General features: G+C 37.0%; 13 protein-coding genes and 1 riboswitch. Of the genes, 10 read left to right on the top strand and 3 right to left on the bottom strand.

Features of this window, described 5'->3' with window-relative positions:
- Positions 1-74: 74 nt before the first annotated feature.
- From KBP46_RS07930 to tpiA, 3 genes are read left to right on the top strand one after another with little or no spacing between them, the layout of a single operon-like run.
- Complete coding sequence (locus KBP46_RS07930; RefSeq protein WP_034692300.1) at positions 75-422, top strand: TerB family tellurite resistance protein; 348 nt, start codon at positions 75-77, stop codon at positions 420-422.
- 30 nt (positions 423-452) lie between these two features.
- Positions 453-2579 (top strand): S9 family peptidase, encoded by a 2127-nt coding sequence (locus tag KBP46_RS07935; protein WP_216445078.1) that lies wholly within the window; start codon positions 453-455, stop codon positions 2577-2579.
- 52 nt (positions 2580-2631) lie between these two features.
- Positions 2632-3390 carry a triose-phosphate isomerase gene (gene tpiA, locus KBP46_RS07940; RefSeq protein ID WP_062671267.1) on the top strand — a complete coding sequence of 253 codons (759 nt, stop codon included), beginning with the start codon at positions 2632-2634 and terminating at the stop codon, positions 3388-3390.
- A 75-nt stretch (positions 3391-3465) separates the two neighbouring features.
- On the opposite strand, the gene KBP46_RS07945 is transcribed toward tpiA, so the two are convergent.
- Positions 3466-4734 (bottom strand): esterase-like activity of phytase family protein, encoded by a 1269-nt coding sequence (locus KBP46_RS07945; protein WP_216445079.1) that lies wholly within the window; start codon positions 4732-4734, stop codon positions 3466-3468.
- Between the two features lie 223 nt (positions 4735-4957).
- A riboswitch (cobalamin riboswitch) is annotated at positions 4958-5149 on the top strand.
- 62 nt (positions 5150-5211) lie between these two features.
- Between KBP46_RS07945 and KBP46_RS07950 the strand changes: the two genes are divergently transcribed.
- Positions 5212-6315 carry a T9SS type A sorting domain-containing protein gene (locus KBP46_RS07950; protein ID WP_216445080.1) on the top strand — a complete coding sequence of 368 codons (1104 nt, stop codon included), beginning with the start codon at positions 5212-5214 and terminating at the stop codon, positions 6313-6315.
- Between the two features lie 183 nt (positions 6316-6498).
- On the opposite strand, the gene clpP is transcribed toward KBP46_RS07950, so the two are convergent.
- Together clpP and dnaG are read right to left on the bottom strand one after the other, a co-directional pair.
- A complete protein-coding gene (gene clpP / locus KBP46_RS07955; protein WP_027373257.1) occupies positions 6499-7185 on the bottom strand; it encodes an ATP-dependent Clp endopeptidase proteolytic subunit ClpP in 687 nt (228 codons plus the stop codon).
- A gap of 112 nt (positions 7186-7297) precedes the next feature.
- A complete protein-coding gene (gene dnaG / locus KBP46_RS07960) occupies positions 7298-9283 on the bottom strand; it encodes a DNA primase (RefSeq protein WP_062671270.1) in 1986 nt (661 codons plus the stop codon).
- 103 nt (positions 9284-9386) lie between these two features.
- Between dnaG and tsaE the strand changes: the two genes are divergently transcribed.
- The 6 genes from tsaE to KBP46_RS07990 all read left to right on the top strand — a co-directional run bounded on the left by tsaE (position 9387) and on the right by KBP46_RS07990 (position 13396).
- Positions 9387-9794: a tRNA (adenosine(37)-N6)-threonylcarbamoyltransferase complex ATPase subunit type 1 TsaE gene (gene tsaE, locus KBP46_RS07965; protein ID WP_216445081.1), complete on the top strand. Its 408-nt coding sequence runs from the start codon at positions 9387-9389 to the stop codon at positions 9792-9794.
- A gap of 67 nt (positions 9795-9861) precedes the next feature.
- On the top strand, positions 9862-11052 hold the full coding sequence (locus KBP46_RS07970) for an alanine dehydrogenase (RefSeq protein WP_062671272.1): 1191 nt from the start codon (positions 9862-9864) through the stop codon (positions 11050-11052).
- On the top strand, positions 11052-11423 hold the full coding sequence (locus tag KBP46_RS07975) for a DUF4258 domain-containing protein (RefSeq protein WP_062671273.1): 372 nt from the start codon (positions 11052-11054) through the stop codon (positions 11421-11423). The genes KBP46_RS07970 and KBP46_RS07975 overlap by 1 nt, the downstream gene beginning before the upstream one ends.
- 15 nt (positions 11424-11438) lie before the next feature.
- Complete coding sequence (locus KBP46_RS07980) at positions 11439-12212, top strand: histidine kinase (protein ID WP_082798713.1); 774 nt, start codon at positions 11439-11441, stop codon at positions 12210-12212.
- Positions 12187-12897: a LytTR family DNA-binding domain-containing protein gene (locus KBP46_RS07985; protein ID WP_062671275.1), complete on the top strand. Its 711-nt coding sequence runs from the start codon at positions 12187-12189 to the stop codon at positions 12895-12897. Before KBP46_RS07980 ends, KBP46_RS07985 begins: the two co-directional genes overlap by 26 nt.
- A 109-nt stretch (positions 12898-13006) precedes the next feature.
- On the top strand, positions 13007-13396 hold the full coding sequence (locus KBP46_RS07990) for a hypothetical protein (RefSeq protein WP_110009323.1): 390 nt from the start codon (positions 13007-13009) through the stop codon (positions 13394-13396).
- Positions 13397-13487 lie beyond the last annotated feature (91 nt).

The raw sequence follows: 13487 nt of genomic DNA on the forward strand, positions 1-13487 counted from the left end.
TATCAATTATCAATTATCAATTATCAATTATCAATTATCAAATTTAAACACTAAACTTAAACATACAACAACTCATGCAAAAATCAAATAAATCAATCGCCGGTTATCATTTACTTATGATCCTTTCTTCTGTAGATGGAGAATTTGCTCCTGAGGAAGGAATGCTGGTACAGCAATACATGGCAGATGAATTTCCTTTCAGAATGAATCTTGATAATGAACTTGAAACCCTGGCTCTTTTACAGCCTGAGGAATGGAAAGATCATTTTGAATTCCATGCAAGATGTTTCCACGAAGATTCTACAGAGGACGAGCGTGTGAAATTTGTTCAGTTTGCAAAATCACTGATCAAAGCAGACAATAAAGTAACGGAAGAGGAACATACGTTCTACGTACTGTTGAAAAATCTTTGGGGACTATAATCTAAGAACAGATCCAAGCCAAAAAATACCATGAAAAAAATTTATCTAGGACTATTAGTAATGAGTGCATCTACATTTCAATCTCAGACATTTCCCAATATGAAGACTCCTGTTGCAGAAAAGCAGGAACATATCAGAGAAATCCACGGTGATAAGGTTAATGATCCTTATTACTGGATGATTGATTATTTTAAAAAAGGAAAAGATTCTACCAAAGTTGTTGATTATTTAAAGGCTGAAAACACGTATTGGAAAGGCATGATGAAGGATACTGAACCCTTCAGAGAAAAGCTTTTCCAGGAAATGAAGGCCAGAATCAAGGAGAAGGATGAATCTGTACCTGTTTTTAGAAACGGATATTACTATTACAGCCGCACAGAGACCGGAAAACAGTATTTTAAATACTGCAGAAAGAAAGGCAGCCTTACTGCTCCGGAAGAAGTTCTTCTGGATGTAGATAAAATGGCAGAAGGTCATCCATATTATTCTGCTGCTGGCTTCAGCATCAGTCCGGATAATACCAAAATGATCTACGGAGTGGATGATGTTTCCAGAAGGCAGTACAAATTATTTTTAAAAGATCTTTCTACAGGAGAAATCACGGATCTTGGTATTAAAAATACAACAGGTTCTGCAACATGGGCCAATGATAACAAAACAATTTTCTATACTTCTAAAAATCCTGAGACTCTTTTAACAGAAAAAATTTTCAGACATACGCTGGGAACAGATTCCGGTAAAGATATTCTGGTATATGAAGAAAAAGATAAAACCAACTATATCAGTGTAGGAAAAACAAAAAACAATAAGTTTATCCTGATTGATTCCCGTGCTACTACTTCTTCTGAAACCAGGTATCTGGATGCCAATGATTCTAACGGAAATTTCAAAATTTTTCAGCCCAGGATCAATAATGTACTTTATGATGTAACTTCACTTGAAGATAAATTTTTGGTAACAACCAATAAAGATGCTCTTAACTTTAAGGTTGTAGAAACTCCTTTAGATAAAACGGGAGTTGAAAACTGGAAGGATTTTATTCCGCACAGAAAAGATGTTCTCATGGAGGATGTTACTGCATTTAAAAATTATCTGATATTCAGTGAAAGACAAAACGGACTTTCCCAACTGGTAATTTATGACAGAAAAACAGGAAAAAAGGAGTTTTTAAAGTTTGATGAGCCTACTTATACTGTTTATTCACTGGATAACCCTGAATATAACACGGATAATTTCCGTTTTGGGTATACTTCTATGATTACACCAAGTTCTCAGTATGAACAGGATTTAAAAACCGGAAAACGAGTTCTTTTAAAACAACAGGAAGTTCTGGGAGGTTACAATAAAGACAATTATACAACGGAAAGACTTTTTGCCACAGCAAAAGACGGAACGAAAATTCCAATCTCCATTGTTTATAAAAAAGGGTTCAAAAAAGATGGGAACAACCCTCTTCTACTCTACGCTTACGGTTCCTATGGAAGTTCTATGGATGCCAGTTTCAGCAGCACCAGACTGAGCCTTTTGGACCGGGGTTTTGCATATGCAATTGCTCATATCCGCGGAGGTCAGGAAATGGGAAGACAATGGTATGAAGATGGAAAAATGATGAAAAAGAAAAACACATTTACCGATTTCATCGATTCCGGAGAGTATCTGGTTAAAGAAAAATATACTTCACCTAAGCATCTTTACGCTCAGGGAGGAAGTGCAGGTGGTTTACTGATGGGTGCTATAGCCAATATGAGTCCTAATTTATGGAATGGGGTTATTTCACAGGTTCCATTTGTAGATGTAGTGAATACGATGTTAGACACTAGTATTCCACTTACGACCAATGAGTATGACGAATGGGGAAACCCCAATAATAGGGAAGCTTATTTTTATATGAAATCTTATTCTCCATATGAAAATGTAGAGAAGAAAAACTATCCGAATCTTTTGGTAACAACAGGATTACACGATTCTCAGGTACAATATTTTGAACCAGCGAAATGGGTTGCCAAGCTAAGAGATATGAAAACGGACAAAAATGTACTGTTATTGAAAACAGATATGGAATATGGCCATGGTGGCGCTTCCGGAAGGTTTGATTATCTGAAGGATGTAGCTTTGGTATATGCTTTCATGTTTAAACTGGAAGGGATTACTAAGTAATAAGTTTTGCAAAAAGAAAATTAAAAAATAAATAAATCTATATTTAAATCTTATGAGAAGAAAAATAGTTGCAGGAAACTGGAAAATGAACAAAAATGTAATTGATGCACAACAATTAATGATTCAGTTACTAAGCTATAAAAACAACAATGCAACGAACTGTGAGGTTTGGATTGCTCCCCCAGCATTGTATTTGATGATGGCAAAAGACGTTTTTGAAAAGGATGAAATCGGAGTATTTTCTCAGGATATGAGCGAGCATGAAAGCGGCGCTTATACTGGTGAAATTTCTGCAGATATGCTGGAATCCATTGATGCAACCGGTTCATTAATCGGGCACTCTGAAAGAAGACAATATCACGGAGAAACAGATTCTCACTGTAACAGAAAGATCAAATTAGCTCTTGACAAAGGTCTTATTCCTGTTTACTGTAACGGAGAAACTCTTGAGCAGAGAAAAGCAGGACAGCACCTTGAGGTAGTAAAAAACCAGACTGAAGTAGCTCTTTTCACGCTTTCTGCTGAAGAAATCAAAAAAGTAGTGATTGCTTATGAACCGGTTTGGGCTATAGGAACCGGAGAAACGGCTAGTCCTGAGCAGGCTCAGGAAATCCACGCTCACATCAGAAATATTATTGCTTCAAAATACGGACAGGAAGTTGCTGACGAGGTTTCTATCCTTTACGGAGGTTCTGTAAAACCAGACAATGCAAAAGAAATTTTCTCTCAGCCGGATATCGACGGTGGTCTTATCGGAGGAGCAGCTTTAAAATTAGAGGATTTCTCTAAGATTATTGAAGCTTTTAATTAATAGAGGATTGATATATTATCCAATAAAAAGCGGCGGAATCTTCGATTCCGCCGCTTTTCCGTTAAAAAAATCTAATTATTGAATATCGACTACATACATTGTTCCTTTGTCTACTTTACCCGTTTTAGGCAAAATTTTAGCTTTTGGATTTCCGTTTCCATCATCCACTACTCCAAAGTCATCATCATTGAAAACAGCCAGTTTATTATTTCCTAAATAAACAATTCCCTCGAATTTATCATGTTCATAACCCAGTTTTGCTACCAGATCTACGGCTAATGTTTTGGTAACAGCTTTTATTCCGGCATTGGTAATTTCATCCCATGAACATTGCTCTAAAGCTTTTCCGTTAACTTTCATTCCGTCCACATCGGTGATATCGGCTCCGTTTACATCTGTTGCATTGCTAAGATTGATTCTGTATACTTTTTTTATTCCTCCCTGAGAACCGAAATTTCCATCTCTTTCAATCACCAGGAATTCATTATTGCTTAATGCGGTAATATCACACACTGAATCAGAAGCTCCTCCTTCCTGCTTATATAGAAACTGTTTAGTCTGCCCTGTAACCGTATCAAATGTGACAATTCTCGTTAAAGTTTTATTGGTAGCCAATGCCTTACTGGGAACATACATCATCGACTGCATGGTTCCTACCAGCGTTCTTCCGTCCGGGCTCATACAAAGTCCTTCCATTCCTCTGTTGGCTCTTCTTTTCGCTAAAACAGCAGGTAGTTTTCTTGATCCTGTATTTACTCCGATCGGGCTTATTCTTTCCATCTCCATTCCATCAGCACTGTAGTGTACAATATGCGGTCCATATTCATCAGAAACCCAGAATGTACCGTCAGCGGCAGCAACAATACTTTCGCTGTCAAGACCATACTGATCAGTACCTAAGACATTTCCGGAAGCATCATATGCTACTTCCCCTGTGCTCCCCATTCCAACAGGATTTGGAAGTCCGGTAATAGGCTGTCCGGATGGATTTTTAAGTTTAATATATTTGATGACCTCTACATTTCCGTCAGCATTGATTTTAAAATGCATAATGGTTGGAGTAAAATTAGGAGTAAGAAACTTTTTCCCATTCTGGAAGTCGGTGTTAGGTCCTCTATCGGTAATGACATAGAATTCGCCTTTTCTGGTAGGATGAGCCGCAGCTCCGGATCCAAAACCTCCGTTGATAACATCCACTCCGTTTATCGTAGTCAGTTTTGAAAATGGAAACTCCTGAGGGAGTTTGGAATAATTAATATCCTGATTAACCATTGCGGTATCGTCATCACTTTTACATGAAGCCAATACAGCCAGTATACCCACAGAACATAGTAATTTTTTCATATGCTATTTTATGGCTGCGAAAATAGGACTTGATTGTAAACTGATCTTAAATACAATGATAATTGTTTTTTAACAATTGAACAGACAGAATGCATTGAAGATAAATAAGAAAAGAATCTATTTAAAAATGAAAAACCAACAATCCAACCAAATTATTAATCAATTTGAAAATCATTTTTTAAAGGAAAATAATTCACAAAACAGACTTATCAATTTATATGATATATTTGCAGCGTTTTAAGGCTGAACAATGTCCATTAATAGGGAATCAAGTGAGAATAATATTCAAATCTTGAGCTGTACCCGCAACTGTAAACTGTTTAAACTTACTGCACAAAAACCACTGGATCTGAAAATCCGGGAAGGAAGTTGTAAGATGTGAGCCAGGAGACCTGCCTTAAAACACCAGATTCAGAGAAAGAATTAGTTCTGCTCTGAAGATAAGTTTCGGGAATAAAACTTTAAATTAATTATATCATGAGAAAAATCTATCTTTTTTTCTTACTGCTTTGCATGCAGGTATTGTCGGCCCAATTCACAGAAAACGACATTAAATTTTGGGTAGGAACCGGTTCTAAAAAAGCATATTTCATTGCAGACTTTAATGATGACAGCACCCCAAATTCTTATGCTTGGGGATACCGTTTTGACGGAAATGGCTTAACCATGGAAGACATGATTACTGCTATTGCCGCTGCAGAACCTAAAATGGAAATTGAAATACCATCCGGATTTCTGTACAGTTTAAATTACAATCATCATACTCCCAGCCTTGACGACTATTGGTCAACCTGGTCAGGAAACACTCCATCAACTATGGCATTCAATAATGGTGTGAACAATGATCTTTTAGTGGACGGAAGATGGTATGGAGCTTCTTATAGTTTTTCCCCTCCTACAATGCCTTCCCCACCAGTTCCAGCCTACAGTTCTGCTTGGTTTGTTCCCTCGCAGGTTACAAACTGGGTAGGAAGCGGAACTAATAAAAGTCTTGTCGTTATTGATTTCGGAACTGATAATGCCAACGGAAATGCCAATTCTTTTGTTTTTGGAATTAAATATAACGGAAGCATAATTGCTGAACAGGCGTTACAACTGATCCAGTCTCAAGCTTCCTATTTCAATTTTGCATCAGCGAATAATCAGATTACTAATTTAACATTGAATTCATTTACTGGGAATACTTCCGGATCAGACAGCTGGAAGTTATATAAAGGAAAAGATCTATCAAGCTGGCAAACAAAAGCCAATCTTTCTCAGATTCAACTGAGTAACAATGACTGGTTTGGATTAAGTTTCGGGCAAAGAAGACCATTTACCCCCACCGAGGCACAGCTGACTTTAGGAATTTCTTCTGTGACCAAGAAAAAATTCAATATTTATCCAAATCCGGCAAGTGATTTCATTCAGATTGAAACGGCTGAGAAACTGAAAGAAGTGAATATTTACTCTGTGACAGGACAAAAAATAATGACTTCTCAGGTTACTAAGATTGATATTCATTCTTTAAACTCAGGAGTTTACTTTGTGGAGATTAAAACAGCTGAAAGTGCTACGGTACATAAGATTGTTAAGAAATAGAGAAAGTGCCTCAAGGCGCTTTTTTTGTGAGGATATGGATAAAATATACTGTTACAACCGCCCCGTCAAAAATTCTTTGAATTATTGCCACCCCTCCAGCGAATATAAAATGAGTGATTAAAATATAATCCAACAAAAAAACCGCACCAGATTGGTGCGGTTTTCTGATGATGTTATCATCAATTATTTTTTCTCTGTGGATCTTTGTAAAACCTCATCTACCATTCCGTAACCTTTAGCTTCTTCAGAAGTCATCCAGTAATCTCTGTCAGAAGATTTTTCTACCCACTCATACGTTTGTCCTGAGTGATGACCGATGATTTCATAAAGCTCCTGCTTCAGTTTCAACATCTCTCTCAAGTTGATTTCCATATCAGAAGCAACTCCCTGAGCACCTCCTGAAGGCTGGTGGATCATTACTCTTGAATGCTTAAGCGCAGAACGTTTTCCTTTTTCTCCGGCAACCAGTAATACAGCTCCCATTGAAGCAGCCATACCTGTACAGATTGTCGCTACATCCGGCTTGATGATCTGCATGGTGTCATAAATACCTAGACCTGCATATACACTACCACCAGGAGAGTTGATGTAGATCTGAATATCTTTTGAAGGGTCAGCACTTTCCAGGAATAAAAGCTGAGCCGTAACGATGTTTGCTACCTGATCATCAATACCTGTTCCAAGGAAAATAATTCTGTCCATCATCAGACGGGAGAAAACGTCCATCTGAGCAACGTTTAATCTTCTCTCTTCCATGATGTACGGAGTAAGATTCGTAGGCCCATACATTCCCATATACTGATCGGTAACCAAACCGTTGTTTCCTAAATGTTTTACAGAGAAATCTCTGAATTCTTTTTTAATGTCCATATTTCTATTATGTATTATTTTTTAAATATTCTCGAAGTTTAAATTACAATATTTATTCCTAAAATTTTATAGGACTTTTTGTCACAGAATATTAAAATAACTGACTTAAAAATTACCGTTTTCTACCATAGATTCCTTTGATAGGTGAATATTCAATGATATTACTCAATCGCATGGAAGCCTGTTTCAATAACGTAATTTTCTTGATAAGCTCATAGTACTTTCCTTCATCAGTATCCCTGTACACATCCAGCTCTTTATCTGTTTCTGTAATTAAATAATCAATATATCTGAATTTGTGCAGCAAAACATCTCCCTTGATCTGATCTGCCACTTTATCACCGTAATTGGGAGGATAAATATTTCTGGAAGCCCAGTTTTCAAGCTCATCCAACGGGATCAGAGCGTCTACAACCTTTGTGGTAATTTCTTCGTCCATAAAAGATACAAAAAAGTTTCCACTTCTCAACTCATCTTTTTGAATTCCTTCCCTCACCTGAGTAATAATGATTTCATTCCCTTTAACTAAAAATTCATACTGCTCTTCTTCAAAATGATGAAGAATTTCCTCAATTACTGTAATCTGATATTCTTCTCCTTGTTCATTTCTACGTTTCAGAATAATATCTCCAAATGCCAGCATGTGTTCAACAAGTTTGTTCTCCATGAACAATACATCATACAGAAAAGGATCTTCTTTTTCCTGATCCAAAGGCACAACCTCCATCTTTGGAGCGGCTGTTTTCTCTTTCTGCTGCTGTTGAACATGATGGGTCTGATTCTGTGTGATCTGCTTCTGAACATCCAGTTCATTGAAAAGACTCTGCTCAGAAAGCCCGAATTTATTGGAAACCTCTTTCAGATAAACCTCTCTTTTCAGGGCATTTTGTACGAAAGAGACAGATTTCACAATATCTCTGATTGCTTCAGCCTTTTTAATCGGATCATTTCCGATATCTCTCAGGAGAATTTCCGCCTTGAAATCGATGAAATCCATCGCTTCATTTTCGATATACTTTTCAACGTATTCCTGCGGGTGTTTTCTGGCAAAGGAATCCGGGTCATCTCCATCAGGGAAAAGCAGAACACGGATGTTCATTCCCTCAGTCAGTAACATGTCAATACTTCGGAAACTAGCTTTGATACCGGCATTATCACCATCAAAGAGAATCGTTACGTTTTCTGTAAGCCTCTTAATCAGTTTGATCTGCTCTGTCGTCAAAGAAGTTCCTGAACTTGCCACTACATTTTCAATTCCGGACATATGAAGGGAAATCACGTCCATATATCCTTCCACCAAAAGACAGGCATTCTTCCTGGAAATAGCCTGCTTACTCTGGTTTAATCCGTAAAGAACATTGGATTTATGATAGATCTCGGTTTCCGGGGAATTGAGGTATTTTGCAGTTTTGACATTATTCTTCAGAATCCTTGCTCCGAAGCCTAAAACCCTGCCAGAAAAACTGTGAATAGGGAAAATAACCCTTTCCCTAAAACGGTCTACGCCTGCAGGAGTATTTTCAGGAAAAATAGAAAGTCCTGATTTTTCAAGAATTTCTTTATTATATCCTTTTTCCAAGGCATAAGCTGTAAAAGCATTCTTCTTCTCGGGAGAATATCCCAGCTGGAATTTCTTAATGATATCATCCCTCAACTCCCTTTCTTTGAAATAAGAAAGTCCTATACTTCTGCCTTCCTGATCATCCCAAAGGATCTCCTGAAAATAAGTATTGGCAACCTCATGGATTTTATACAGCAGATCTTTTTCTGTCTGGGCATTTTTTGCTTCTTCAGAAATTTCACGCTGGTCTTCCTCAATTTCAATTCCGTATTTTTTTGCAGCGTGGCGGAGTGCCTCAGGATACGTAAAATTTTCAATTTCCATAAGGAAAGAGATCGCCGTTCCTCCTTTTCCTGTGGAGAAATCCTTCCAGATCTGCTTACTGGCAGAAACTACAAAACTGGGTGTTTTTTCATCATGAAAAGGACTGAGCCCCTTGTAATTAGACCCTGCTCTTTTCAACTGCACATATTCGCCCACAATCTCTTCAACGCGGATCGTGGAGAATATCTTATCAATGGTCTGTTTGGAAATCATAGTACAAAAATACACATAAAAAAAAACCTTACAATTATATAATACAAGTGCATTATATTTAGTAAGTTTTATCATTATTTTTGCAAAATAAATTTGCTACTATATGCAGTTCACTATCAATACAATCGAAGACTGGCAGGAAGTTGTTGACAGCATCATTCCTCAATTACAACATAATATTCTTTTATTAAAAGGAAACCTGGGCGCAGGTAAAACCACATTCACTCAATTTCTGCTTAAAAATATGGGCAGCAAGGATGAAGTGAACTCTCCCACTTACTCTATTGTCAATGAATACAATACCGAAAAAGGGAAAGTATTTCATTTTGATCTTTACCGCTTAAAAAACATTGAAGAAGTCTATGATATCGGAATTGAAGAATATCTGGACAACTCTTTTTTATGCATCATCGAATGGCCGGAAGTCTATGAAGAGGACCTTTACGGTCTTAACTACCATACAATGAGCATTGTAAATACGGGTGAAAACAGAGAGATTTCATTCGATTAAATATTATGTATCTTTGCTCATTAATTGAGTGTAAAAAACAATCTGTAAGACATAATTTAATTTAAGGATGAGTACAAATATTTTTACTCCTTTCACAGAAGAAGAATTAATGCCGAAAGAGGAAAAATTGGAGGTTATAAAGAAAGGGAAACAGTTCAGTATTGGAATTCCTAAAGAAACCTGTCTCAACGAAAGGAGAACCTGCATTACTCCTGACGCCGTACAGGTGTTGGTAGAGCACGGCCATGAGATCATTATTGAATCAGGGGCCGGACAAGGTTCATTTTTTACAGATTTACAGTATTCCGAATCTGGAGCGAAGATCACCAATGATCCAAAAGAAGCTTTCGGGCAGGATCTTATCCTGAAGGTGAACCCTCCTACAGAAGATGAAATTGAGTACATGAAGCCTAATACGTATCTGGTTTCAGCTCTTCAGATCAATCTTAGAGACAAGGAGTATTTCTTAAAGCTTGCAGAGAAAAAAATAAACGCCATCGCTTTTGAATTTATCGTTGATGAATACAAGCAGCTGGCTTTGGTAAGATTAGTCGGGGAAATTGCAGGAACCGTTTCAATCTTATATGCCTCCGAATTATTAGCCTTATCAAACGGGTTAATGCTGGGAGGAATTACAGGAGTAAGACCTGCAGAAGTTGTTATCCTTGGAGCCGGAATTGTAGGTGAGTTTGCTACAAAGGCAGCCATTGGTTTAGGAGCAAGTGTAAAAGTTTTCGATAATTCTTTATCCAAGCTTAGAAGGCTTCACACGATTGTTGACAGCCGTGTACCGACTTCTATTATTGATCCTAAAGAACTCAGCAAAAGTCTAAGACGTGCTGATGTAGTGATCGGAGCTCTTCCAAGATTGAACATGACCCCTATCGTTACTGAAGATATGGTGATGAAAATGAAAAAAGGCAGTGTCATCATCGATATTACCATAGATAACGGTAAAGTGATCGAAACTTCAGAGCTTACTACCATGGAGGATCCTTATGTCATCAAACACGGTGTCATCCACTGCGGACTTCCGAATCTTACCTCAAGAATGCCGAGAACTACCACTAAGGCCATCTCGAATTTCTTCCTTTCCTATATTTTAAATTATGACGAAGAGGGCGGCTTTGAAAACATGCTGATCCGCAAAAACGAAATGAAGCAGAGCTTATATATGTACAAAGGAAGACATACCAAGAAGATCATCTGCGATCGTTTCGGACTTACGTACCACGATATCAATCTTTTAATTTTCTAATGAAGAAACTGAAATTTTATGCAATAGGCTTCGTTCCGGGGCTTTTGATCGTATTTTTTATTTTAAACAAAAAAGGAGCAAGCTGCAGCGGATATTTACCGAACAGCCGTGTGATTGCTGAAAGTCTTTCCAAAGAATTCAAATATTCTGAAGAAGCTAAAAATGCAATGGCAACCTACAAGATTGATGAGAAATTTATAAAAGACAGCATCATTACCAACGGAAAGGTAGATTTTGACCGCAGCCATGCACAAAAGAAACCATGTCCGGACTATCTTTTAACCTATCCTGAAAAAAATCCGTCTTATGAGATCACGTATGAAAAATGTGAAGAAACGGTGACGGTAAACAGTCTTAAAAAACTGAAATAGTTTCAAGTACAAGCTATGGACGGCAATTACTACATGATTCATGATTATCTGATATTCATCGGAGTTTTTGCCATTTTCCTGTTTCTGACTATCAGTATTTATCTCTTCAGCCAGAATCAGAAGCTGAAACAGAGGAATACCAAATTATCAGAAACCAATAAACTTATTGAGCAGCGCCTGAATGAAGTCCGTCTGGAACATATCGGCACAAAGCTGAATCCGCATTTGTTTAAAAATATTCTGAATTCGGTGCAGTCTCATGCCTATCAGACGTATATGTCGCTGGATAAGCTGGCCAATGTGCTGGATTATATTTTATACGAAAGCAACAATAAGTATGTAAGCCCGAAAGAAGAGCTTAATTTTGCTTTAAGCCTTATTGAGATTAATAAAATCAAGATCAATCCACTTTTTGACTTCAGAATCAAATCAAAGATTAATAAATCAGATGCTTTGTATGAAGAAAAGGTATTTGCCCCGCTTATCTCTGTGGATCTTATTGAAAATGCCTTCAAACATACAGATTTTCTTGCTCAGGATTCTTTTATTTCTATTTATATGGAGCTTGAAGATGGAATTTTCACTATGAAAGTCAGCAATAAAGCTTCTCTGAAAAATATTCTGGAAAAAGAAAAAAGCGGCTTTGGAAGCCAGTCTTTTGATCAAAGGCTTAAAATGATCTACAGTACCCATTATCAGCTGGAAAGAAGTTCAAAAAACGGAATCTTTACGGCGGAATTAAAAATCAATTTAGGAGAATTCTATGATAAAATGCGTTATTCTGGATGATGAATTACTGGCCATCAGTTATTTAAAACTTCTATGTGAGCAGATTGAGAATGTAGAGGTGGTAAAAGCATTCAATGATCCTAAAATTTTTCTGAATGAAATAGACAACCTCGACTGTAATCTGTGCATTCTGGATATTGAAATGCCCGGAATGACAGGTCTTCAGGTGGCTGAGATTATTTCAGGTTCTAAAAAAATCATCTTTACAACAGCTTACAAAGAATATGCTGCTGAAGCTTTCGATTTGAATGTGGTGGATTATGTAAGAAAACCCATCAAAAAAGAAAGACTGATTCAAGCTTTCGAAAAAGCTAAAGAACTGGTAGAAAATGCTCCTAAAAAAACTTTTATCGAGTGGAATACCAATATTGGAAAAACCGTTATATTCACAGAACAGATTTCCTACATCAAAACCTCTGAAATCGACAGCAGGGATAAAGATATTATGCTTATTGACGGAACAACCATCGTTTTAAAAAACCTGAATTTCAAAAACCTTCTGGAAATGCTGCCATCAAAAGATTTTGCTCAGGTCAACAAAAAAGAAATTATCGCATTGTCTTCCATTAAGGTATTTTCAACCAACGAAATTATTACCACCATTCCTGCGGAAGATCACTCTTTTCTGAAACTTCAGATCGGAGATGCTTATAAAAATTCATTGATGGAGCTCTTCGGAAAATAGATCTTTTCAAATCTTTCCGGTTTCATTACAGAATATAAGTCCTTTATTACAACTCCCCTTTTTCAGTATTGAATCCCTTTAATTTTGTATGGAATTAATTGATTTTATAATGAAAAACTTTTTCTATGCTGCAGGACTTCTCCTATCCGGCTTGTGTTTTTCCCAGGAAGCTTCTTCAAAACTGAAGATCTCTTTTTTTGACGGAATAGCAATAGGCGGATATGTAGATCATGGTGCTTATCTCAACTTTACAGGTCCAAATGTAAGTCTTACCCATAAAAGCGTAAAATTCATTGTTGGAATGCTTCCTTCTCTGAGAATTAAAGAAGACCATTCTTCCGGAACCAAAAACAGTCCTATTATGCCTACACTGGGAGCAGGTCTTACTGTGGTCTATAAAAAAATAGCCTTCCAGATTCCTGCCTACTATAACGCTAAGACAGCAGATCTGAATGGGAACTGGAAAATAGGATTTGGAATGGGTTATTCGTTCAAATAGATTTTATTACATTTTTTAGAACATTCATTACATTTTAAAAAAAAGAGTATTTAACATAACTATATTCTTTTCAACTTTGCATAAAATATTG

Origin of the sequence: Chryseobacterium sp. PCH239 (assembly GCF_018924625.1) — a bacterium.
GTDB lineage: Bacteria > Bacteroidota > Bacteroidia > Flavobacteriales > Weeksellaceae > Chryseobacterium > Chryseobacterium cucumeris.